Annotated in this window: 17 protein-coding genes; 1 reads left to right on the forward strand and 16 read right to left on the reverse strand. The window is 47.2% G+C overall.

Translation table 11 applies throughout. The features are described from left to right. Positions 1-127: 127 nt before the first annotated feature. The 13 genes from IFU39_RS06135 to IFU39_RS06195 form a co-directional block, all read right to left on the reverse strand. A complete protein-coding gene (locus IFU39_RS06135) occupies positions 128-2,668 on the reverse strand; it encodes a glycosyl hydrolase family 95 catalytic domain-containing protein (protein WP_342345631.1) in 2,541 nt (846 codons plus the stop codon). After that, positions 2,665-3,810, reverse strand: a complete 1,146-nt coding sequence (locus tag IFU39_RS06140; protein WP_223199946.1) for a glycoside hydrolase family 88/105 protein — start codon at positions 3,808-3,810, stop codon at positions 2,665-2,667. The genes IFU39_RS06135 and IFU39_RS06140 overlap by 4 nt, the downstream gene beginning before the upstream one ends. Positions 3,811-3,877: 67 nt before the next feature. Beyond that, a complete protein-coding gene (locus IFU39_RS06145) occupies positions 3,878-5,935 on the reverse strand; it encodes a glycoside hydrolase family 65 (protein ID WP_105598666.1) in 2,058 nt (685 codons plus the stop codon). A gap of 43 nt (positions 5,936-5,978) precedes the next feature. After that, positions 5,979-8,273: an AraC family transcriptional regulator gene (locus IFU39_RS06150; protein WP_149846639.1), complete on the reverse strand. Its 2,295-nt coding sequence runs from the start codon at positions 8,271-8,273 to the stop codon at positions 5,979-5,981. Between the two features lie 87 nt (positions 8,274-8,360). Next, a complete protein-coding gene (locus IFU39_RS06155; protein ID WP_192131667.1) occupies positions 8,361-10,592 on the reverse strand; it encodes a glycoside hydrolase family 88/105 protein in 2,232 nt (743 codons plus the stop codon). 1 nt (position 10,593) lies between these two features. Further along, positions 10,594-11,922 (reverse strand): Gfo/Idh/MocA family protein, encoded by a 1,329-nt coding sequence (locus IFU39_RS06160; RefSeq protein WP_192131669.1) that lies wholly within the window; start codon positions 11,920-11,922, stop codon positions 10,594-10,596. After that, the gene (locus IFU39_RS06165; protein WP_192131671.1) at positions 11,919-13,457 is read right to left on the reverse strand and encodes an extracellular solute-binding protein; all 1,539 of its coding nucleotides are present in this window, start codon (positions 13,455-13,457) and stop codon (positions 11,919-11,921) included. Before IFU39_RS06165 ends, IFU39_RS06160 begins: the two co-directional genes overlap by 4 nt. 23 nt (positions 13,458-13,480) lie before the next feature. Then, positions 13,481-14,350 carry a carbohydrate ABC transporter permease gene (locus IFU39_RS06170; protein WP_083679484.1) on the reverse strand — a complete coding sequence of 290 codons (870 nt, stop codon included), beginning with the start codon at positions 14,348-14,350 and terminating at the stop codon, positions 13,481-13,483. Positions 14,351-14,352: 2 nt separating this feature from the next. Beyond that, positions 14,353-15,312, reverse strand: coding sequence for an ABC transporter permease (locus IFU39_RS06175; RefSeq protein ID WP_091016421.1), 960 nt, complete (start codon positions 15,310-15,312; stop codon positions 14,353-14,355). Positions 15,313-15,580: 268 nt separating this feature from the next. Continuing rightward, positions 15,581-16,237, reverse strand: a complete 657-nt coding sequence (locus IFU39_RS06180; RefSeq protein ID WP_206759547.1) for a hypothetical protein — start codon at positions 16,235-16,237, stop codon at positions 15,581-15,583. 186 nt (positions 16,238-16,423) lie between these two features. Further along, entirely contained in the window at positions 16,424-17,314 is an 891-nt protein-coding gene (gene murB, locus IFU39_RS06185; protein ID WP_091016425.1) for a UDP-N-acetylmuramate dehydrogenase, read from the reverse strand. 265 nt (positions 17,315-17,579) lie between these two features. Further along, positions 17,580-18,560 carry an SDR family NAD(P)-dependent oxidoreductase gene (locus IFU39_RS06190; RefSeq protein ID WP_192131675.1) on the reverse strand — a complete coding sequence of 327 codons (981 nt, stop codon included), beginning with the start codon at positions 18,558-18,560 and terminating at the stop codon, positions 17,580-17,582. A gap of 169 nt (positions 18,561-18,729) precedes the next feature. Beyond that, the gene (locus tag IFU39_RS06195; protein WP_192131677.1) at positions 18,730-19,341 is read right to left on the reverse strand and encodes a hypothetical protein; all 612 of its coding nucleotides are present in this window, start codon (positions 19,339-19,341) and stop codon (positions 18,730-18,732) included. A 163-nt stretch (positions 19,342-19,504) separates the two neighbouring features. Between IFU39_RS06195 and IFU39_RS06200 the strand changes: the two genes are divergently transcribed. After that, entirely contained in the window at positions 19,505-20,179 is a 675-nt protein-coding gene (locus IFU39_RS06200) for a class I SAM-dependent methyltransferase (protein ID WP_091016429.1), read from the forward strand. A 69-nt stretch (positions 20,180-20,248) separates the two neighbouring features. Here IFU39_RS06200 and IFU39_RS06205 read toward each other — a convergent pair whose 3' ends face one another. The 3 genes from IFU39_RS06205 to IFU39_RS06215 form a co-directional block, all read right to left on the reverse strand. Continuing rightward, on the reverse strand, positions 20,249-21,652 hold the full coding sequence (locus IFU39_RS06205; protein ID WP_192131679.1) for a PQQ-binding-like beta-propeller repeat protein: 1,404 nt from the start codon (positions 21,650-21,652) through the stop codon (positions 20,249-20,251). A 197-nt stretch (positions 21,653-21,849) separates the two neighbouring features. Beyond that, entirely contained in the window at positions 21,850-23,901 is a 2,052-nt protein-coding gene (locus IFU39_RS06210; RefSeq protein ID WP_192131682.1) for a serine hydrolase domain-containing protein, read from the reverse strand. 110 nt (positions 23,902-24,011) lie between these two features. Further along, positions 24,012-25,313, reverse strand: a complete 1,302-nt coding sequence (locus IFU39_RS06215) for an ATP-binding protein (protein ID WP_192131684.1) — start codon at positions 25,311-25,313, stop codon at positions 24,012-24,014. Position 25,314 lies beyond the last annotated feature (1 nt).

Here is a 25,314-nt window from a genome sequence, read left to right on the forward strand (position 1 = left end):
GCAGCACTTCTAGACTGGAAAATAAGTCTTTGAGTGCCGCTGTTTTGCTCTTCAGTCTGTTCAGTACTTTGAAAGTATTCGCAGCAACTGATAATTGCTACGTGAAAAGGCGCCTAATGTGGACTTTTTATTGCATATGTCCAGATGCTAACTGCTCCAGTACTAGTTCCCCACCAACTTCAATTTCAAGCTCATAGATGCCATTATCATCAAGTTCACATAAGCAGGCACTTTTGCTGTGCATCACGCATCCGTTCACCCATTCAGGAATATGAAGCTTCGTATTGATCCGCCGGTCCGCGACAAGTTCTGCCCGGAAGAAGCCCGAGTTCCGGTTCCATGTACAAGACACTCTACCTCCTGGTATGCACCAGTCACGAATGGAACCTTGTGTCCACCGTTTTGGCAATGCTGGCAGTAACTTGATCCATTGTTCTGACACATAGAGCAGCATTTCCTGTACTGCATTAACCCAGCCCATATTGGCATCCAGCTGAATCGGAGCAGCGGGCATCGACATACATACCCCCATATTACGCCAGTCATTATGCAAGGTATACCCATTACTCAGAACACAGGAGCGCGCAAGAATATCGAGACTTTCCAGCGCCCGCTCACCATTGCCAAGTCGAGCATATATGGACGACATATGTGTAAGGGACCAACCACTCTGAGCACCAAGCCTTCGCTGATCAACTGCTGTCTCGAACGCTTGGAACAGTTCTGGCTGTTCTTCACGGGTGATCTCCTGTCCTGGAAAAACAGGATACAGGTGTGAAAGATGACGATGATCACGTCGATCTTCAAACGCAGGATGCAGCCATTCTTTCACAGCTCCCTCCGCTTCAATTAGATAGTCGGGCATATGCTCCAGCATGGCTTCCCAGCACGGAATCTTAGTCGTATGCACTCCAGTTAGTCGACTGGCTGCAATGACATGCTGTAGCAGTTCTTTAATAATAGCAATGTCCATGGTGGCATTAATGGCTGTAGGCATAGGATGCGCCAGTGGCTGTCCATGCTTAGGCATAAAATTCTCAGGTGTATTCTCTGGCGAAACAGACGGATATATCTTGTATTTTCCGTCTTCACCCAGCACCAGAAAATCTTCATAGAACTGAAGGGCCTCCTTCATGAAGGGCAGGGCTTCCTCGAGCAGAAACTGCTTATCTCCAGTGAACTGATAATGTGCATAATAATGTCTGGCGATCCATCCTGCTGCTCCGGTCCAGTTCATAATTACCGGAACAATCTGGTTAGGCACACCGATACCCGGTGTTGTTCCAGCGGGAATGTAAATTCCTCGGCAGCCATATAACTTGCGAGCATTGTCGCGAAAGTCATCCATTAATCCGTTGTAATAGCGGAACAACGAACGATTCAGATGGGATAAACCACCTACGTCAGTGTGCCAATACATCATTTGCACATTCTCATTCGCCATATTGTGACCCCAGATCAAGCGATAATCACCACCCCACAAGCCGTATAATCCAAATGGCAATCCGCTATATTCAGAGGTTCCGCTGATAAATAGATATCGACCATAGGCCCACATCATGCGCACAAACCCTGTAGGTGCTTCACCTTCATAGGCTTCCAGAAGTAAGTCTTCATTACAGCGCCCGTCATCCGTTTTATCACCCAGATCAAGCTCAGCGGACCGAAACAACGGTTGATGCAGTGAGATATGCCGATCCAGCAACGTATTGTAGTCGCTCTCAAGCGATGCGAGTTCCTGCTTTAACCGTGTCCATTCCTGCGCTCGTCTGCCCGTAGCAAACATTTTAACAAGCACAAGCACTTTTCCAGAGATATGGAAATGAAGTTGCCTGCTAAGCATATCTTCGTTAGGTTCGCTTTCCTTTTGTTGATCATGACTCGCACCAGGTATTTCGTTCAATTGGATCAGTCGCAGCACCGCTCCGTAGTCCTGTCCATCGTCATTTTTCCCGCCATAGCACAGATAGTCTCCACTATCATCCCGATCAATTCTTATCGTTATAGACGACTTTAGTGCGTTGAACTCCTCATCTTCTCTCACCCTGTCGCCCTGCGGGAATTGCAGGCCTATCGTCCCCGACAGCGATGAATGCTCAGCCGCACCTGTTCCCTGCGCACTTGTTCCATCTTGCACTCTATGAGTCTCGATCTCATAGACAACACAATCGTCTGCACGTGAGACGAACAGACTTCTTGTATAGTTGTCACTTCCGTCCTGCCAGCGGACCTGAACTTCCCCTGTGTCCATATCCAGTTCCCGCCGATATTTGCGAAAAGCGTTATTACACTTCATTTCCACCGTCATTGTAGCCAGTGGGTATCGTGAAGACAACTTGGACGCGTAACCTTCTGCTTGCAGTGTACGGGTCAGATGCCAGCTTGCCTCCAAATATCGTTCCTCATCCATTAACTTACGGGTTTCTGATAAGATATGACTGACATCGGGCAGTTCATCTTTGCGCCCCCAATGCCATAATTCACTGTGCTGCAAGAGCACAGTTTCCGTCTGAATTCCGCCTTGCACTGAAGCACCAAGCTTACCGTTTCCGGAAGGAAGCGCTTCTCGCCACAACCCTTGCCACCAGGAAGAAGGATATTTTAGCAACAACTTGTTCCTGTCCGGCCGTATGCCTGTAGTGTCTGTGTGATCAGTGTGTTGGTTCACGCTTTTTCCGCCCTAAGTCTCTCCATCTCAATACTGGCTAGCAAGAATGGGGCTACGCCCATCTGCACATCGCTAACGACCTGTTCACTGATGTAATATTCATAAGAACCGTCCCGATACTTCTTCCCACCGAGTCCGGCACCATGACAGATGTGGTGCAGATGCACCCCTTTTTCATCTTCAGTGACTAACTGCTTCAATATTCCAGCATAGGCATGATCAACGACTTCACGGTCCAGTTCAGCCAGATAATGTAACCGAAGGCCTTTCGCGAGTGCATAGGTCAGCATACAGGAAGCAGAGGCTTCCAGATAATTGCCGGCTCTCCCGTTCTGATCCATCACTTGGTACCAGAGTCCACTATCATGATCCTGAGCATGAGCAATCGCGTATGCCATTCGTTCAAATATGCCCATAATCTGTCCGCGCTGTGGGTGATCCACGGGAAAGTGCTCCAGTGCATCTACTACGGCCATTGTATACCATCCCATGGCCCGGCCCCAAACATGAACGGATCGACCAGTATCTTGAGCGCACCAGCGTTGTTCCCTGCTCTCATCCCAGGCATGGTGGAGTAGGCCATTACGCGGATTACGGGTCTTTCGCTCGATCAACAAAATCTGACGTGCCACTTCATCGAAGCTCTCGGGATGATCGAAGGTGCTCGCATATTCCGCCAGAAAGGGGGAAGACATATAAATGCCATCCAGCCACATCTGAAACGGATATATTTTCTTATGCCAGAATCCACCTTCACTTGTCCGTGGCTGTCCTTTAAGCTGGTCAACCAGGTGCAAAATTGCCTTAGCATATTTGTCATTTCCGGAATTCTTCCACTGGTTGAACAGATTTTTGCCTTCATTTATCATATCCAGGTTGTAATCATTCAACTGGTAGGTCCGAATAGTGCCGTCATTCTCGATGAGGTCATCCATGTGACGCTGGACAAGTTCCGCGTAGCGGGATTCTTGATTCCATTCGGCGGCGCGTCCCAGTGCCATCAGCGTCATCCCGCCCACATAGCCCCATTTGCCTGCAATCTTGGGATGATTGCCATTCTGGCATTCGGAAAGCAAGGTATCTGCTATTTTGACAGACATTCTCCGTTCTTGTGTCACTGACTTTGTCGAAGTTCCAACCATATCGAAGTCCTCCTTCTGATGGATTATGCCATCTGTACCGTTCATTCGGGATTTAACGTTTTGATGATTACATCAAAGGATGAAGACCTTCCCACTTCACAGTCCAGCTACCATCCCGTGGAAATCCCGGATTCGCTTGTTCTCCTGCCCCTGTCCAGCCGGCGGCCATCATGGCGACAGCGGTTAGGAGACCACCGTTCCCGGGAAGATATGCCCACAACCCTGCTCTCTGATAGTTGTGTCCATTAGGCAAATACGTGTTCTTCGTGGCATCCATCATCAGAAAATCCACTGCAAGCTCTGGTTCATTCAATCTGGCCGCTGTCATCGCGCACATCGGAAAATCCCAACCCCAGGCGGATTCCCAGTCCCAGCATTCTTTGACCTTGAGCAACGTATTTCTCATGATCTCCGGATCGATTAATGAACCTGGCAATAGTCCAAGTGCTCCAACCATCGAGGGATGATCATGGTTTTTAACGGTGTAAGTGTCCGGACAATTCTCGTGTGCGAGATAAACTCCGTTCTCATGTCGAGGTTTAGCCATGTGCAAAGCCACTCTTCGCCAGTCTGGATTGGCTGGATGATTCAAACGCTCTGCCCAAAGGATGGCTATCTCCAAACCGAATTTCCAGTACTCCAGTTCATAGGGTGGATTCAAACTATCGGTCATGGCGTGATTCTCCTGCGCAGGAATAAGCGGCGGACCTAACACATACGCTTGCCTTTTCCCATCCCAGTGGGCATAGGACACCATAAAGTCAGCTGCTTCAAATACGATATCCCTATACCTTGTTAATATAGCAGGGTCAGGCCGGGACAGATAACACATCTCAGCTAGTGCCATGGGATGTGGTTGCTGCCAGATCAATCCCGGAGCTACTGGCGACGGAGTCTGATGCCCGTTATAACCCACCATTTTGGGCCATCGCGCACCGACATAACCTTGAGAGCGGGCCAGTTCGCGGGCTTCTGGCAGGATGGTCAGGTACCAGTCCAGACTCTTGCACAACAGATCTGTACGATTCCAGAGCGGAAAATGCGCTGCATGCCACCAATGCATCTCCAGATGCATTTTGCCGAACCAGCTGTTATACATATATCCGGTCTCCTGCGGCGGCAACGAACCACCGCTGTGCACCGCGCTCAGGAACTGGGATAGGACTACTCTGCGCTCCAGTTCGGCAGCACGCGGATCTGAACTGCCTTCAAAATCAATCACTCCGCCATCGTTCCAGAACTGATTCCAGTGGACCGAGCTTGATCGCAACACTGTATCTGCTGGCAAGGTTTCCGGCTTATGTGCAGCAAAAGATACACTGCACGACCAAATGTCCGAGTCTGGTACGGCCTTGGGAGATAGTGTGAATTCATGAGTTCCCGTCTGTTCCAGTTGGCCTGCATCCCAGATCCATTCCAATGCATACTCATCTTCATCCAGCACACGTTTCAACGATGCGGAAGTCGAAGTGACCGATGTCAGCACAGTAGAATGTCTGTCATTTTGCTTCCAGTCGGGGAATACTGATTTTGACCAGCTCCGGTGTGTCATATCGGGCGCTGGAAATAGAACAAAAAGTTGCAGACGCTGCTTACGGATTAATTCGGATTGTACACAAATGGCGATACAATCGAGCCGTGGGTCACAGGCTGTCTCTACACGCACTTCTTCCCCCTGCACGGTAAATTCACTGTGCAGAATTCCGGTCCATAGATTCAATTCCTGACGTACCGGAACGACATGGGTGACGTCCGTCTCCTGACCATCTTCTCCTAGCAAACGAAATGAAATGCGTCCAAGCTGAACTCGATGCGGGTTCTGCCTAAGCCAATGATAGGCTTCTTCCTTGTCTTCGGGCTTCATGGGGTATGGCACATTGCGGCCATATGTCTCAAATGCCTGATAGACAATATCCTCATCTCCAAATACATGATGACCGCCCGTATAATGCCAACCCCAGTTGGATTGTGTACCAAGAGGTAGTTCATACAGTTCTGGATACGTCTGAAGTCCCGTAAAATCAACACTGAATGCAAATTCTCCATTACCTACAGATAAAGGTGATCTGGGCTCAAGCTGCGTTAATACGGGATGATTCCTGGTGACGACCGATTGTCGATCCATCAATGGCTCTGCCTCCTTGTCATTCTATGGGTCCAAGTATGGGTCATGATTCCCGTAGTACACCCCTGCGGCTTCGCATTACCTCCCTGTACTTGCCCGGTGTAATGTCTTTGTATTTTCGATACACACGAATAAAGCTGTTCTCATGCTGATAACCCACCATCGTTGCGATCTCGGAAATTCTATAATCCGTATCCAGCAATAGTTCACAGGCACGTTCCATGCGAAGCTTGGTGAAATATCCGTGGATGGTATCACCCATTTCCTGCTTGAACAATTGACTTGCCAAACTGCTTCCGATCCCGGCATGCTCGGCAATCTCCTGAATGCTTACCGGGTCTTCCAGGTGGTTGTTCATAAATGCAATCATCTGTTGACACAGTATGAAATCCTTGCTGAGCATAAGACTACCGAACCATTCTGCCAAACCTTCGATCTGGCTTCGCAGCACTTCACAGACAGCCTCCAGATGCATGGTCTGCATATCCACCATTTCGAGTCCGAAACCTTCTGTCTCGCGCTTCAGGCGAATTCGTTCAAGTGTAGCTGCAACAGCTTCAAGAAAGGCCAGCGCTGATGAAGGATGCCATTGCTCGTGGGTCATTCGACCAACTATCTTGTCAAAAGTCCTCAGGGCTTCTTCACCCCTGCCTGCTTCGACGGTCTCCGTCAGTTGAGTCATGAATTCAAGTTCTTCCAATGTGTTCTCGGTTGGTTGCAGACCCGAGATCTCTTCAAACGAAATAACTCGTTCATACCCCAGGTAGAATCTGTAATCCAGCGCACTTTCCGCCTCATGCATGGCTCGCTGAAGTCGCATGAATCCGTCGTGCCCCCCGCTTACACCGCTCGATACCTGAAACTTGAGCAAGCGAGGAATCATGCCAATCGTCTCTCGTATTGCTGTCGCTACGCTCTTGCTACCGCCAGAATGAATCGGTTGCAGCATCACGAGCATCCGGTCTCTGCCCAGATCGGCTGATAACACCCGCCATTGTCCAGACAACAGTTCAGCTATGATATTACCAATGGCAAATTTCAGCAGGGAGTGATCTGACTTCGTAAAACGCTCACACCAGGCCTTATAATTATCAATCGACAACATGGCAATAGAGAGTGGCTCATCGCTCCAATCCTTGAAATAACGGCACCATTTCTCGCTAATTTCCCGACTTCCTGTCATATGTCCGTTATAGATATCCGTCAGAAATTTGGATGAAGCTTCCGGAAGGGTCTGCCTGAGATTGATGGCCTGCTGAGCATGATCCGTTAGCAATTGCCCCGTTATTTTCTCCAGATCAATCTGCTCCGGATGGATTCTCTCCTGGTCGTAACCGCTGAGCAATTGTCTCATGCGTCTTACCGGTCTAAAAGCAGCTGCATTGTAAACTGTGATCGTAACCGCTCCTGCTACAAGAGCCAACAAAGATACGATAAAAACAATATTGCGGATCTTTTGTGCATTAGCCAGGAGACTGTCTTGTGATATCACGGACAGATAACGCCATCCGGTGTACGGTGAAATGGTCTGTGAAGCCAGTAAAAGCTTACCTTCATGTTTAAACTCACCAAGCTTTTCACCATCCAATTGAGTGAGTACATGACTGACCGCTTCCTCTCCGACGGCATAATTGCCGAGATCATATAAAGGCTGGTTGTTGGTGTCGAGGATGAACCGATGGCTGTCAAGGTCGGAGACGGATGAGAGCAGCATGTGCTCGAACATCTTCTCTGTCTTGAAATTAACTGCGATAATCCCTTTCAACTCGCCAGCGATCATTATTTTTCGGTAAAGTGTAATTTGCGGCATGGACACACCAGAAGATGTGGAAATCTCACGTTGCTTGACCAGCATGGGACGATCTTCAAGTTCATCGGCAACGCTAACCCAATCCGAATCCGGGAAATTAACTTTGCTGGAGCTGTAGCCTTGTGGGAAGGCAACAATGCTCTCCCGATTCATATCAAAAATGTAAGCGCTCTTAATAAAAGACGTACTACTGATTAAGGTTTCCAGAAATTGTACCAGTTCCGTAATATTGCGGTATGATCCCTGTACTTCATTGGTGAGAAATCGGTATACATTACTGTTCAGTGCAATTTTCACCGCAATCTGATCACTTTCCCGGATCACTTCATCAATATCATTCATGCTGATACGCAGCATCTGGTGTTGCGGCTCACTTAATTCCTGCTGTAACACCGATTTGGAAGAATAATACGTCGTCATCCCCACCGCAATAATAATCATGAAGACAACAACAGTCAGAATCAGCAGCAGCCGGGTCTGGGTATTGGTGAAATTGAATTTTAGCCACTTTAAGAAGGAAAGGGTCACAATTATCCCACCTCATATGCAATATACCGATATTATACCGTTCCCATATGCCCAATACGACCCGGCCCAACAGCCTATTTTCTCCCTCTAAAAAGATGATTCCTCCAATTTCTCCGGTGTTCCTACCCTTTCCGCAGCGAAAACCCGCGTGTTTGTCTGCCATTCTTGCATGGCAATAGTTTCAAGTCCAGCAAGAAGTACAATGCCGATCCCATGGGTATCATTCAGATTCCAACCCAGTTCATGCTTGTAATAGTGATTCGTGAAGGAGTAGCTGGAACCACGACATACGCCGTATACATTGCCCCTTTTATCAATTGTGCGCTCCGATAGCCCCTTCCACCCTTGATACGCCGCTTGTGCATAGGGTTTTGGATCTAAAAGCCAACCCTTTCGCACCCCTCGGGCATACGCATAGATGAACATGGAGGTACAGGAGGTTTCCTCATACGACTCCGGGTCCGTTAATACCTGATGCCACAGTCCGTTTCTGCCCTGCAATGCCAAGTACCCTTCACACAATTCCCTGTAGAACTGAATGAGAACTGTATAGGATGGATGGTCATGAGGAAGGGCCGTCAGCAGCTCCGACAAAGAGAACAGTACCCAGCCGTTGCCTCGTCCCCAAGGGGTCCCTGTTGGCTCACCTCGCTCCACATCGAATACATGGGACATGATTTGACGCTCTGGAATATACAGATACTTTTTATACAAAAGAACCTGTCTTGCCGCTTCATCCAGCAGCTTATCGTCACCCGACCATTCGGCGTATCTACACAGGAACGGGATGCTCATATACAGATCATCACACCACATCGTGTTATCCATTGATCTGGAGACACCAATCTTGCGGTATAAAGTGCCATCTTCCAGACGGGACTGTTGATGCAAAATATAGTCAGCGATATGAGCTGCCGTCTCTGAAACGCCGTCCAACTTGCGTTCCCGATCGGCAAACAACATGGTGGCGCCGAAAGATCCACAGTCGTCCAGGCTGTCGATATGGGAGAGCTGATTATTCAGCCCAGCTGCACCATAACGTTCTCTGTCCCATAAGGAGTAGCTGAAACGTGAAGAGGCAAATTCAATGTGATTCAGCACGTAATCTCGAATATCCGATCGTTGACCCGCTTTGCCAAGCTGAAGCAATCCGTATAACGTGACGCCCAGGGGATAGTTCCATCGGCCGAACCATTCATTTTCCAGAAATGGACGTACCTCTCCGTCTGGCAGCTCTGTTCGCCAGTATACCTCTTCACCTGTTCCGCTACGAGCAGTCCGCTTCATCTTCTGGCAGGAAGCCAGATCAATCTCCTGTTCCGCTTGAAAAGGACCCAGGTACAGCCACTTGCCTCTGTGCCCCTTCACATCCAGTGCGGGTGTCAACATCTCATCTGTAGTTGCATCCATACGGAATCCCCAATCCCGGTCTCCACCTACACAGTTCGCTGTCAGATCTTGCACGCCAGCTGACAATGGCAGTTCGAAGCGAAAGCGTCCGGCATGCTCTTGATGGAATACCACCTTGCCCTCCACCGAGAATTCAATCGGGCTGTAGGCCTCACCAGAGATTAGCACAGTCTCCTTGCCACATTTCGTACCACCTATCTTCGTCCATGCATACGCAGACATGCCGCTGGTCAGTCCATACATCCGTGCCAACTGTCCATAAGGCGATGCCTTCTCGGGGTCTTCCTCCCGAGGCAACCAGTTAACGCCAGTGGCCTTCTCTCGCATGGGGCCAGAAGGAATTTCCGACAACGGAAAATCCAAAGGCTCGCTGTAGAGCCAGCCTTCTTCCCCATCTCGTTCGAGCGAAGGCACAATGAAGTGAAGTGGTTTGTTCTTCCGGGAGCCAGTGCCAAATTGGCCACCTCCCCCCTTTTCCCCTGATTTGAATTCAAGAACGAAATGATTCCAGCCTCTGACCAGTCCACATTTCAGTTTCAGAACAGGAATCGCTGGATATTCCTCTTCAGGTGCAGAACCATAGATCAACACGCCATTATGATATAGCCTAACAGGTCCGAAGCAGGTGATATGAAAAATAAATTCCTGATCACTGTCACTCCACAGTTTGGCCCATGCATAGACCTGTTGTCCTCTCTGCATGTCGGGGAATAGATCCTCCAATGGAAAATCATAGCGGTGATCATCGGACTTGCGCACAAGTCCTGATCTACTTACCCTGTAGACCGGGGGATGCGGAGGATTGGCTCCAATATACCTTCCCGCAATGCTCATCAGGGCGTGCATAACGTCTTCACCACTGTGATAAGCCATGCTCTCCTCCGGTTCAAAATACACAGGTCTGCTCATGTCACTTCTCCCTCCCTTTGTGTGTGGGCACTCTGCTGTTCCAACCACCCAGCACTTCGTCTATGGAAATAGGCCGATGCTCTTCCACAGATCGCCACACTGCTTCTCCAGCGGCAACGGAATAAGCGCCGTCTTCAGCGCCAGACAGAATTCGGTAAGGGCGTCTCTTATCTTCGCCGAGGAAAATATCCTCCAGCAGCAGTGGATCTCCTCCTCCATGTCCGCCTTCACGATGAACAACATGGATCGTTTCTTTTGAACCAAAGAGCGGAAAGTAATCGATCGTCTGGACGGGTGTGGGAAAAGGCGTCCGTGCCGGCATATGATACTCCAATGTTTCTAGCCTGCCCTTCGTGCCATTTATCGCCAAACGGTACCCTTCGTAAGGAAGTGAGAAATTGACCGAATAACTCATCAGCGCGCCGCCACTATATTTCACTGTTGCGGCATACGTGTCTTCAATCTCAATGGTGGAATCGAAGATACACTGGTCGGGGCGGTATGAAGTGTACGGAAACTCCTGCTGGCTTGCTGTACCGAGCTGGTTCAGATGGTCATCCGGTACCCGGATCTGACGACTGCGGGACGTCCAGCGGGAATAATAGGCGCAATCTTCTGAGACATGGCATGTACGGCAATGTCTTCCGTCCTCCTGTGCCGGATTCCATTCACCTTCAGCCCCGTAATAGTTCAGTGCTCCATAGGCAAAAACTTCAACTGGCTTTTGATTGATCCACCACTGGACCAGATCAAAGTGGTGGGTACTTTTATGGACAGACAGACCGCCCGAGAATGCCCGTTCACGGTTCCACCGTTTAAAATAACTGGAGCCGTGATGGGTATCGATATACCAGTTAAGGTCGATGGAAGTGACGCGACCGAGCTTCCCCTTCTGAATCAATTCCTTGATGCGCATGTGGATCGGCATATACCGATAATTGAACGTTACGATGACGTTGCCCTTACTCCTTGCTTCTGCTTCCAGAATGCGTCTGGCATCAGCTCCAGTAGTCGTCATCGGCTTTTCGGTGATAACATCGAGATCCCGCTCCAACGCGGCAACAATATAGTGGGCATGAGTATCGTCCCTGCCAGCCACGATGATACAGTCAGGCCGCGTCTCATCGACCATAACCCCGAAATTCGAAGCTCCATATACTGCTACTTCTGTGTGCTCAGGAAAACGGGCGCGATATACTTCAAATCGTGCAGGATCGGTATCCAGCAAAGCGACAACCTCTGAATTATGAGAGAACAGCTCATGAATTGGTTTTGCAAATTGTCCCAATGCTCTGCCGCTGACCCCGCATAGGGCATATCTCTTTTTCATTTTCTCACCTTCTCATACCATTCCTGTACACGCTGGGTGACCACTTCGCCCCCGGAAGCATTCCATTTCTTCACATATTCATCATAAGCCTCGATCGGCAGCTCGCCGATGACAATCTTGGTCAATACCTCTTGAAACAACTTGTGAGACTGGATATCAGGAAAACCTTCATACACAGAGGCTGGCAGACCGTCACCGGCAATTTGCCGCGCATCGGCAGTGCTGACTTTGAACATGTCTTTGACCATTTGCTGCTGATCTTCCGGATATGTCTCTTCAATCCGCTTGTTCATGTCTTCTGCTGTGGTCAGATTCTTCATACCCAAGGCAAGCGGTTTGTTGTCAGCAGGTGGAAGAATGACTTTGCGTCCATCCTTGACTTCATGCTGCTCACCCTCAAGACCGAAGCGACCAAACTCATCATTTTCAGGATTATAGAAGAAGTCCAGCAGCTTCAGCGCATTTGGCGCATTATCCTGTTTGGTGGCTGGGATCATCCATTCCGGTTCACCCATGCTTTTCTGGGTGACAAAAGCTTCAAACCCTTCTGCTTTGGGCAAGGGCATTGCTGCAATGTAGGCATCTGGAGCCTGGGTCAGAATCGCATTGTACCGATCTCGCACATTTGCAGGCAAATGGTACCAGCTGCCTACGAGGTTATTATTGATTTTGGCCTGCCACACTTCCCCTTTGTTCAGGAAGGTTTCATTGTCAAGCAGTTTTTCCACATATAACATGCGAATGAACTTGATTGCTTCCCGCATATTGTCGGTAGTCCCTGCGTACTGGATTTTTCCATCGTATTCATCCCATTCGGGATACCCTTCCCACATCGCTACCCCGTACATCGCAAACAAATGGTCCATCCATCTGCCGAATTCCCTTCCGCTTGTTGGCAGTTCATCCGGTTTGCCGTTGCCATTCGGGTCCTTGTCACGGAAAGCTGTGAGCAGCTCGACATAATCATCAGTGGTCTTTGGCATCTCCATGTCCACCTTATCCACCCAATCCTGACGAATTAACGGTGCACGTTCAGGCACAAGGAATACCTTGGGCACATAATAGATTTTGCCATCAGGGGAAGCAGAGCGAACGATATCCCAAGCTTCCTGAGGAATACTCTCCCACACATGGGGTGCATATTCAGGCAGGAGTTCATCCAGTGGTAACGCGCCTCCCTGCTGAATCAGTGTCTGCTCAATGCCTCCAATCGGACGCAGGATATCTGGCAGTTCATCGGAGGCAATCATCAGGTTCAAGTATTCGGATGGCTCCGAACCGGGAGGCGTTGTAATGAGCTCATACTGGACTCCCGTCTGTTCAGCAATGTATTTCACATGTGGATTATCCGCAGTTGGCAAGCTGCCAACGCCCATATGGCTTTTGAATACTTTGACTTTTGCAGCTCCACCACTGCCTTCGCCGTTACCAACGTCATTTCCGGAATTTGTAGTCGCTGATCCACAACCAGCGACCAAAAGCATGGCTATACTGAGCATTAGCGGCATCATCTTGCGGGTCAGTTGTTTTCTCATGAAATCATCCCCCTGAACATGGTTTATTCTTTCAGTGATCCGAGCAATGAACCTTTCACAAAATACTTCTGTAGATAAGGATACACCAAAATAATGGGAACGCTTGCAAAAAGTATCGTCGCTGCCTTTAACGTGGTTGTATTGAAGTTGTAATCCCCAAGAAACATATTTACCTGGGCCAGTTCCTCCGGGCTGGTTAAATACGCTCGCAGCTTCATCTGCAGAGGCCATAGCCCTGGATCACGTAGAAACAGTACCGCCCGCTGGAACGTGTTCCAGTATCCCACCGCATAGAACAGACTGACCGTAGCCAGAACCGGCTTGGATAGCGGCAAATAAATCTGAAACAGAATCCGGAAGTCATGGCAACCGTCGATTCGGGCCGTGTCATCAAGTTCTTTGGGCAAGCTCATGAAAAAGGTACGCAGAATGACCATATTAAATGTGCCAATTACACCAGGAATAATCAGGGACCAGATGGAATTCATCATGCCCAGCTCCCTTACCGTCAGAAAAAATGGAATCATCGGGGCATTAAAAATCATCGTAATTACAATGCCCAGCATCACTTGTTTGCGAATCATGAATTCTCTGCGCGATAACGGAAAAGCGGTCAACACTGAAAATAACATACTAAGCGCAGTACCCACTACCGTAATGAATACGGTTACACCGAACGATTGCCATAAGCCCGAGCTTTGTAGAATGTGTTTCCATGACGCGAAAGTAAAGCCAACGGGCCACAGAAATACTTCTTTGGAGTCTGCCGCAACCGGCGAACTCAGGGAAACCGCAAGCAGATGTAGCAACGGAAGGAGCATCGTAAAGGCCGCAAGTGTCAGGAAAATGTAGTTGGCGGTTTGGAACAGCTTTTCTCCAATCGTCTGCTTGATCATTACCACAACCCCTCTCCTGATTTTCTCGCTAGCCGATTGAAGACCCAGAGCAGAATGAAGCCAATCACCGACTGAAATAGACCAATCGCTGTTGTTACGCTATATTGCCCTTGCAGGACACCAGAGCGGTATACGTACGTTTCAATGATATCCCCTACCGAGTAGGTCATCGGTGTCAGCAGGTTATAGATCTGATCAAAGCCAAGTTCCAGGAAATTGCCGATATTCAGCAGGAACAGGGTTAAGATCGTCGGGAACAACGCAGGCAATGTAATGTAGATCGTTTGCTTCCAGCGGTTCGCTCCGTCCATCACTGCCGCTTCATATTGCGTGGGGTCAATACCACTTACCGCAGCGAGGTATATAATCGTTCCCCACCCTACCTCTTTCCAGATGGAGGACAAGACAACAATAGGTCGGAAATATTGCTCCTGCTGCATATACAGGATCGGCTCGAACCCGAACCATCCACGGACAGCGTTTACAAAACCACCCGAGGCTAGCACCTCAAACACGATCCCCCCGACAACAACCCAGGAGAGAAAATGAGGCAGATAAAACAGACTCTGCAAAAAGCGTTTGGCAAGCATTTTTCTCACTTCGTTGAACAATAGCGCTAGCAGGATCGGAGCAGGAAATCCGATCACCAGTTTGTATAAGGCAATCAGAGCTGTGTTCCGAAGCACATGATAGAAGTCCTGATACGTAAAAATAAACTTGAAGTTATCCAGGCCAACCCATGGACTGCTCCATATGCCTTTCATAATCTGAAAGTTCTGAAATGCAATCACGCTTCCGCCAAGTGGAATGTACTTGAAAATAATATAGAACAAAATGCCGGGCAGGATCATGACATACAACATCCAGTGTTTTCGAATGTTACGCAGATAACTTGGTTTGACGGGTTTGTTGACTGTAACCCCGGGTTGCAACGTTGATGTTTCCGACAGCTCAGCCATACGATCGCAGGCCCCCTTTGACAGAATGATGGTGAATGACGAGCAGGCTCCTCTGTTCACATGTTAAGCGAGAGCTGGGTCAGCAAACAATCGTTCAATCAGCCATAGCATGAGCCAATCGCTTGCGTGACGCGGATTTGCAGGATCGGTTCATTCACTGGCGGAATGGTTGGTACTACATTGGCAATAAAAAAAGCCGCCATAAGGCGACCTCTTAAGAATCAATGTTTGTTGTCCTTTACCATATGTATCTAGATAGTCCACGAGATCATTTTCGGAGAGTTAACGACCCGCTGTCATTGGCATCTTTAATTTGTTCATGGGTAATGAGTTTCCCTTCTTCGTTAAATCCCTTCATTACATATGGGATAGAGGCTGACGGAGGAAGGAAAACATACCAGATTAGATGTCCCGGACTCACCTCAACCAGTTTCGCTTCGGTCTCAATCACTTTTCCATCGTCCTTGGTCTCTACATATAAACGTTTAATGGATGAATCTTTAATATTACCAAACAACATGGGAAACGGTGCCGAAACTTTATCCAACTTCGGTATACTCATATAATCCAAAGCAAACTTGGTGTGTGGACCCTCACTTATGGAATATCCTCCACCCCATACCCATTTCCATCCGAAAATGTTCTTGCGGGTATACTCCATTTGAAGATTACTGTTGTTTTCCCGCCCCTTTTTTTGTGTGAACAAAATCATGCCTCCGTCTACAGCCTCCTGATAAATAAATTGGGAGGTATAAAACTCACCTCTAAATTCCTGAACTGCCCTCTCAGGACTGTTCGCTACAGGAATCTGTATAGGTTCACTTAATCCCCAAACTTTAGATATCCGTTGATCGGCTAGGCCGCCTGCACGTTCATTCATATACATATATGCCAGGACTGACAAGGGCGACAGTAAAATTATCATAGCCGCGATTAGCAGGATTCTCCTGTTACGTTTGAACATCTCCATGTACACTCCTTATGATAACGATGAAATATTAAATACAATCACTCTGATATTACCATAATTAGCATGTGGATTCTTGTTTCACTACCATTCCCTCAAGCAAAAAAGGCCGCCAAAGGCGACCTCCTAATGATTCCAATGAAGTTACTCTCCCAGAAAGATGACTTCGGTTTCCAATTCAACTTGGAACGTATCATATACTTTCTTCTGAATAAATTGGATCAGATCCATATAATCCTGGGCAGTAGCGTGATCCACATTTACGATAAAACCTGCATGCTTCATGGAGATTTCTGCACCTCCGATGCGAGTGCCCTGCAAGTTACAATCCTGAATCAGTTTACCGGCAAAATGTCCTTCGGGTCGTTTAAATACACTTCCACAAGAGGGGAATTCCAGCGGCTGCTTGGATTCTCTCAGGAACGTTAATTCCTTCATTTTGCTTGCAATATCTTCCTTGTTTCCTTTTTTGAGCCCGAATTCGGCCTCCAGTATGATATAGTGATCCATCTTGAAGAGACTATTTCGATATCCAAACTTCATCTCTTCTCGCGGGATCTCCAACACTGCACCGTCTTTGGTGATCACAGTTGCACGTTCAACAACATCGGCGATCTGACCGCCATAAGCACCCGCATTCATGTAAAGTGCGCCCCCCGTGCTGCCGGGAATACCGCAAGCAAACTCCAAACCAGTTAAGCTATGCTCCAAAGCAAGTCTGGATACATCAATGATATCAACACCGCTTTGGGCAATCATGCTGTCCTCACTCACTTTAATTTGATCGAAATGACTAAGGGAAATGGTTACACCACGGATGCCTCCATCTTTAATGATGACGTTGGAGCCTTTGCCAATAACCGTCAGCGGCAATTGATGTATGTTGGCAATCTCTACGATTTTAGTGATTTCGTCTATCGTTGTTGGATGGATGAGGATATCTGCTTTACCACCAATTTTAATAAACGTGTGATTTTTTAGCGGTTCATTAAATTTCACTTTTTCCAAAGGTATGTGTTGCTCAAAAATATTCATGATTTTCTCTCCCTGCGTTCTCAAAAAGAACATGATTCCTCTATTTTAAATGGAAAAGCACTCACATTACAATCCATCACAGTTATTTCACTTCACTGAGCCGTATAATGTATCCTTTCTTCCCTCTATTCTGATATATGATATTCACCTAACCATGAGGGATGTTACTTTCTCAATTCGTATGAGCAAAAATAAAAAAACGCTACTGACAACTTCAGTAGCCTTTAGTGTGTATCTCAATTTAATTGTTGTGTAAATCAAGGTTTTACATGGTTGAGATATCCGTATCCGTCAGCTCCACGGACAGTTTCCATAGTCGAAGAGCTTGATCAGGATCAATCGCATATTCCTTCACCCCGTAGAAACCGCCATCTTCAGGAGCCATTTCACTGATGTCACAATCCTCGCAGTAGACACCGCCTTTGCCCTCAAGCTGAGGTGAAGTTGCTGCCCAGACTTGCGTTGCCGCCCCCTGCTCAGGTGTTTTGAACGCCGGATTGGCGACTTGTCCAGATTCATCAATCCAGCCCAGAGCAATCATCTCATCTTTCGGCATATGACGCTGCAACGGCGTCATTATTCCACCTGGATGAACCGAGAATGCACGCACTCCCTGTTCAGCTCCACGTCTGTCCAGCTCAACGCTGAATAAAATGGTTGCTGTCTTGGACTGTCCATAAGCAGGGAATTTCTCATAACCATGCTCAAACTGGATGTCATCCCAACGAATCGGTGAGAAATGATGTCCCGCTGATGCCAAGGAAACAACACGTGCGCCACCCCGACTTGCAAGTGCTGGCCATAACAGATTAGTCAGTGCAAAGTGGCCTAGGTGATTGGTTGCAAATTGAGCTTCCCAGCCCGGACCTACCCTTGTCTCCGGACAAGCCATGATGCCCGCATTAAGAATCAGCATGTCGATGTTGCGATCACTCGCGAGGAATCGCTCGGCAAAAGCACGAACGCTGGATAAATCAGCGAGGTCCAATGCATCTATTTCAACACCTTCCAGACCCGAAAGTGCTTCCTTCGCAACCGCTGGACGACGTGCAGTCACCACTACACGGGCTCCCGCATTAACAAGCGCATGTGTCGTCTCCAACCCGAGGCCGGAATATCCACCCGTTACAATAGCAAGCTGTCCTGACAAGTCCAGATCTTTCAATACCTCCTCCGCTGTACTGTTATGGTTGAAGCCAGAGCCTATTTTATGTTGTAAAGTTCTAAAATTATTTTCCTGTGTCATTCTGTTCATCTCCTTGGCAATATTTCTTCTTCTTCAAAGTCTACACCCTAGAGCGTACTCTAAGTCAAATGGAAGTGAATACATCACCTCGCAACTTCTCCGTGCAATCTGCAAAAGTAAAAAAGCCGCCAGTTGGCGACTTTCGTTGAAAACATTATAGTCATCTAAGTTACGAATCACCCTGAACGGTGGATAACGAAACAAGGACCGGGCTGGCGAAATCAGAGGCCTCTTCTCCTTTTGGATTATGAAGACGGAATAAAAATGCGTCCCCTTCTTCTGATTTCCAGACCATATAGTCGCTAATTCCTTCTTCACCAGAGGCCTGAAGATAGAGCTCGGCATAACCAAGCGGGTGTTCTACCAGTTCTCCACTATAATCGGATACCTTACCTGCTTTTTTTAATTCTTCTTTACCCGCTGTCTCCAGTTCTGCCAGATTATAATCCGAAGGCAGTGGTTCAATATCCACATAATAGTCAGCATTACTAGTCAGTGACAGACGGCCTTGAGCAGCATCAAATGTGAATTTCTCGAATACGTACAAGGAAAATCCTTCTCCTTGTTGCAAGGTCGCTTCTAGTGATTGATTGCCATCTGCCGTCAACATTTCAAAACTTTCGGTCTGTTGACGATTCGTTTCATTTGCTTCTTCTGTTTCACCTACTGGCATTGATGGTTCAGGGATAGCCGAAGGTTCATTACTACCAGAGCAAGCTGTAAGTGTTAGAACTATAACGATTAACGAGATACTCATCATAATAGAACGTGGTTGAAACATCAGGTTCATTCCTCCCTGTCTATATTCTGCGCTTACATGTTATTACCCATGGCAGAGACTCGGAACCCATAGGTCCAACCTATGAGTTTATCCATAATCAGTATTTCCCTTGATCCCTTCCAGTTTGTAAAATATGGAGAAAACCTCAAGGAGTGATGAGCACATGGAATTCTCAGTAAAGCAGCTGTTTGATAAGGTAGCCCAAGATTATGATGTGCAGCGAAAGCAGCTTATCCCTTGTTTTGATGATTTTTATGGAATGGCTCTGGACCTAATGGAAAGCCCGATCGATTCTCCACGTATTCTTGATCTGGGTGCAGGAACGGGACTGCTCTCCGGATTGGTCCTGCAAAAGTATCCCAACGCGCGATTAACCCTGATCGATATTAGTGATCATATGCTCGAAGGAGCACGTCGAAGATTTGCTGATGCGAACCAAGTGCAGTATGTGGTCGGGGATTACTCCAAGTACGATTTCACCAGTTCCTACGACATGATTATTTCCTCCCTGTCTATTCACCATCTGACCCACGCTGACAAGAAAAAGGTGTTTGACTCTGTACATAAGCTGTTAGAACCAGGCGGATGCTTCATCAACGCAGATCAGGTTCAGGGAAGAACCCTCGATACGGACACCTATTACCGCCAGCGCTGGTTGGAAGCGATTCAACAAAGTGGTTTGTCTGAGGAAGCCATCTCGGCTTCGATCGAAAGACGCAAGGTGGATATCAATGCCACGCTGGAGGATCAATTGAAGTGGTTGGAGGAAGCGGGGTTTCGTGTGGCAGATTGCATGTACAAGTACTTGGACTTTGCAGTGTTTTATGCGCAAAAATAAAAAAAGACCGGATTATGAGCAAGCTATGCCGTAATCCGGTCTTCTCACATATTTTTCATTCTAGATCACTTATTTCAGCGATGCTGGCAGCTTAACGCCGAGAAGTTTGCCTTCGGCTTGGATGATGATCATTCCGTTTGTCTTCAATGTCGTGTTGTGCAGATCTCCCCTGGTAGCGACTCGAAAAGCTGGCTGACCCGTCATCATGTTGAGGGCAAGCAGGGTGCCGTTACGTTGCGCTCGATACATTCCTTTACCGTAAACATCAATCTGAGAAACCGGGGCATCACCATGCCACTGAACCTCCTGACCATTAGCCAGCTTAATGCCTTTAAGTTCACCTGTCTCGAGGTTTTTGTACACCAGCCGTTCCTGTACAATGCCAAGTAACTCCATTTTGTCCCCGTAAGGTTGATGAAACGTTCGAATTGGCGTAGTTTCCGACTTGGTTGTATTCAACGAATACTCCGCTATGTTGTCCCCCTGCGCAATGTACAGTTTGTCTTTATTGACAAGTATATCTCCTCTACCATTCATATACGGTGGGTCACCCGGCATGGTCCACCTGTACTCCTGACTTCCTTTCAACACACCGGTCTTCAGGTTGTACGCATTAACTTTCCATTTGCGTTCAGGTGAAGACTCGTCATCTTCCAACATTGGAGAATAAAAATCCACCGAATACACAAGACCGTCTTTGATCTGAATACCTTCCCCCTGACCAAAATGACCCCATAACTTCTTGCCCGTTTTCTTGTCAAACGCATTAAGTTGAACGGATGTAAGTGCCCCTTGGACAAAAAAGGTTCTCAATACAACACCATTAGACTCTTCAAGATATTCAGTACCGTGACCTTCGCCTAATGGCTCATCTGCCTTCCAGCGCAGTTTGCCTGACTGTATATCCAGTGCAAACATTGTACTCCCCTTAATCACGTAGAGGGTATCCACCGTTGGAATCAGCGCTTCCGTACGTTGAACCTTATCAATCCAGGTGGATGTTCCTGACTGCCATTTGGCTTTGCCTGTCTTCGCATTCAAGGCATATGGCTTGTGATCACTGGTCAGTCCGTAGAGGACGCCCCCTTGATAGGTAATATAAGGTGTCAGTTCTTTGCCGTAAGTCCACAACCGTTTACCTGTTGTCGCATCAAGTGCAATCAACTTCGATCCAGCAAACGTGAATACTTTGCCTTCTTCTGCAATGGCATTAGCTCCGATGTACGTCTCGTTCATATTCAAATGGTTATCTACTTTCGCTGTCCAAGTAGGTTTCAGCTCAGGCACTGTGATACGCTGATACGAGTACCAGTTACGGATGGATACATCCGATGCTTCAGCATGTACCTGAGATGGTAACACGCCGATGACTCCATGAACCATCAGCATTCCCGCAGTAAGACCAGCAATGATGGGTCTGCCTGCTCTTCTTTTGTAATGCTTCATTGTGTGACGTTTATGTCGATTGATCATAGAAAGTGATTCCTCCTGTGAAAAATGAACCTAATATATAACTATATAAAATATAACGAGCAGTGAGGTCGAAAAGTTACCAGACTGTTAAATTATTCTAATAAAAAAATCAAAAAAGCCGCCATAAGGCGACTTCCTGAATACGACATTATTTATGTGACAAATTGCGAATGTGATTTTGTAACGCAATCCCTGCTTTACTTTAATTTAATCTGGAATACATCACCGGCGTCCCCACCAAAAACGATAAAACCACTTTTCGGGAGCTTCGTCGATTCCGGATTGGTTGCTACAGAGAAGTCAACCATTTCCCCTTTATCATTATACACTGCATAACCTCCGGTCTTCGGAGAATCCACCGTGATGGATTTGTTACCCGATCGGGCGTCGATCGCATACCACCGGGCTTGACCGTTTGCCGGAATAGTCGTAATTCCTTTTTTTCCACCAAAGATTGGAGTAATCGCATCCTCTGCAATGTATTCCTGTCCATCCTGAATTAAAATCTCAGCGCCATGCTTCGTGTAAAATTGCAGATCAAATGCGTCTCTTCCGTTCATCACAGGAATCTGGGCGATATTCTCTGCGTTGTTCGCATCCATGATTTGCGTGCCATTAGCATAGCCATTTTTGGCATCAACGGAAAGGTTCTTGATCAGCATCGATGGAAGCAGATAAAAGATCGATGTTATTTTTTCATCCAACGCGTAATATTTCGAGCCGTCACGAGCTGTCCACTTCTCTTTGGTTGCTGCGTCAAGCGCATTATGATCCAATTTTTGATAATCATACGTGTTCATTACCGTTTGGCCTATGCCGGGTAACGTTATCATGCCTTGAACTTTAACATACACCTTGTCATTACGTTCCTTCACAAAACTAGCTTTCACACTGCCGTCCGTGCTCGTAAAATGTTCATCGCCTGTGTACACATAGTTCTGCTCCGGGATAATGCCTCCTAGCAAGGCAGGGAGTTTGAATTCACCATCCTTGATTGCTATATCAAGTGTTTCACCTACAGTACCATACAGACCTGAGTACGTATTCAACTCCGTTGGCATTTTCACTTTCACAGGTGGTAGGAATGTCTGATCAGGCTGAACATCGTCGATGATGCCCTGATCCTCGAGAACGTCCAGCAGCACTTTGCTGGCAAACATCTGATTGTAGACGGAAGATCCACCAGATGATAGAACCGCCATTGAAATATCATGTTCGGGTATAGTGATTAACACGGCATGGTACAACATGGTATCCCCACCTTTGGCAAGCGCGGTAATCCCATAATCGCTGAAAGGTGCAAGGTCAACCGCGTCCCACCCCAAGCCATAATTGATCGTATTTTGCTCATCAGATACCCATATGCCCTTACGATACTCATGAGATTGCATGGCCTTCACAGCAGATTCGGACAGAATATCCCGTCTGTTCCCCATTAAAACCTCTCCGAATTTACTCAATTCTTCTGCGGTAGAGTACACTCCGCCTGTGCCGATAATGTTTGCATTTTCGGTAGGCATCTTCATCTCAAGTGTAGGCCAATAGGTTTCGGATAATTGCGCTCTGTCAAAGGAATCTAGTGGTGTCTTCGTTGATTCCAACTTCAACGGCTCGCTGATGAACTTGGCGATATATTCGCTGTAGCTTAACCCACTCACCCGTTCAACCAGGATTTCAAGCAATTGAAAACCGTCATTGGCGTAGACGGAGTATGCGCCAGGTTTGGATTTCAGTTTTTCGGACTGAAGTTTAAGCAATAACTCATCATGATTGCGGGTGTCATTATCGTCAAACAACATGCTGTTTCCATAATGTGTACCGTAAAGACCGGATGAATGATTCATCAACATGCGCGGTGTGATTTGAGTATAGCGCGCATCTGCCATTTTAAAGTCCTTGATATACGAAGTAAGCGGCTCATCCAGATCTACTTTACCTGAATCGACAAGCTTCATGGCGGCTGCCGTAACAACCATTTTGCTAACCGAGCCTATGCCATACATGCTATCCTTGTCTATTGGCTTCTGTGATGCCTTATCGTGCAGTCCGACACTATCTGATAAAATATATTCCCCTTCATCCATGATCGCATATTGCACACTGGTGACACCGTAGTTTTGCACCATCTCCTTGGCGATCTGCTCCGCCCGTGCCTCAATCGTACCGTTGTTATTCGCCTCTGCTCTGACATCTGCCAGCGGTGTAATTACAAGTACCGCTGTACATAAAAAACTAATTAGTTTCTTCATCATATGTCCTCCCTCAAATGTTCTTATGAATGAATTCATCATATCCGGGAAGAGACTGATCAAACGCAAACGGACCCTGAATGGAAAAAAACAACCCCTGAACGGCAGGTTCAGGGATTGTCGGTGTGGAACGGAAGCACAACCATGTTGTTAAATTTCCGATGCTGATGCTCAATACTCATATGTCCACCATATTTCTCGCACATTCGCGATATATTGGTTAGACCGATCCCATGGTACTCCGGATTGGGCTTGTCACTTTTCAAGTCAACGATCGGTTGCTCCACATGATTCATGATCTGGATGACCAGTGCAGTTGATGTGGAGTGCATGGCAATCAGGATGTATCGATCCTCGGCCTGTCTAACCTTCTTGGAGGCCTCAATTGCGTTATCGAGCATGTTACCAAGCACTACGCACAGATCGTATCGATCGATCTGGATATGTTGCGAGTGAAGCTGGATTTTGGTGTCGATTTTGATTCCGTTTGCCTGCCCCATAGCCAGGGTATTCGTAACGAGAGCATCAATGACCAGATTGCCGGAGTTCACCCTCTGGTATGCACCTTCAATCGTATTTAACGTAGACTTGATATGGTCACCTGCTGCCGCCAGTTCGTTACGTTGGATACATTCATCAATATACAGAAATTGCTGATTGATATCATGGATGATGGATTTAATGTTTTTGAAACTGTGAACGGTCTTCTCATAGTTGGCATCCTGGTAGTCCATCTGACGCTGTAACTGGCTATTTTCATGCGTGAGCTGTACCTTTTCCACCATATTATCGAATACATAAACAATAAACACATTGAGAAAAAGAGAGCCCAGCACAGAAAACACGTAGAATATGTTTTTTTCACTATAGATCGAGGCCACATTGATCTGATAGATCGTAATGATCGGCACAATGAGAAACAACAAATAATAACGATAATGAACGGCAAAACCTCTGCGCTTGGCAACTAGACGCACAATTTGAATAACAATAAACATGATACTGCATCCAACCAGCATCACTTTGGAGAGAATCCAGTAGTTTTCACCATTGAATTGTTCCCATGAGATGAAGTCTCCTGTGGATTCCAAAACTCCGAGAATATATACTGCTATAGTATTCGCCATAGTAATCAGGACTGCATATAGAATGGTAAAAACAAGCTTGATTTTGAACTCCACTTTATAGGACTGTGCCAGACTGAAGATTAATAGCAGAGCAACAGCAGTCGAAACAAGATCGGAGAAGGAAGATGCCAAATAAAAATAACCCAGCATAACAAATACTACGAAATAGAGTGCTCTCTGTGTCTTCCGCTTGGACTTGCCCAACACAGAATCAAAATAAAAATTCGCCTGAAACGCCATGAGTAAGGTCACAAAGATGATGGAAAAGATCATATAGGCATCCATA

Origin of the sequence: Paenibacillus sp. CFBP 13594 (assembly GCF_014842675.1) — a bacterium.
In the GTDB taxonomy this organism is placed as follows: Bacteria; Bacillota; Bacilli; order Paenibacillales; family Paenibacillaceae; genus Paenibacillus; species Paenibacillus amylolyticus_B.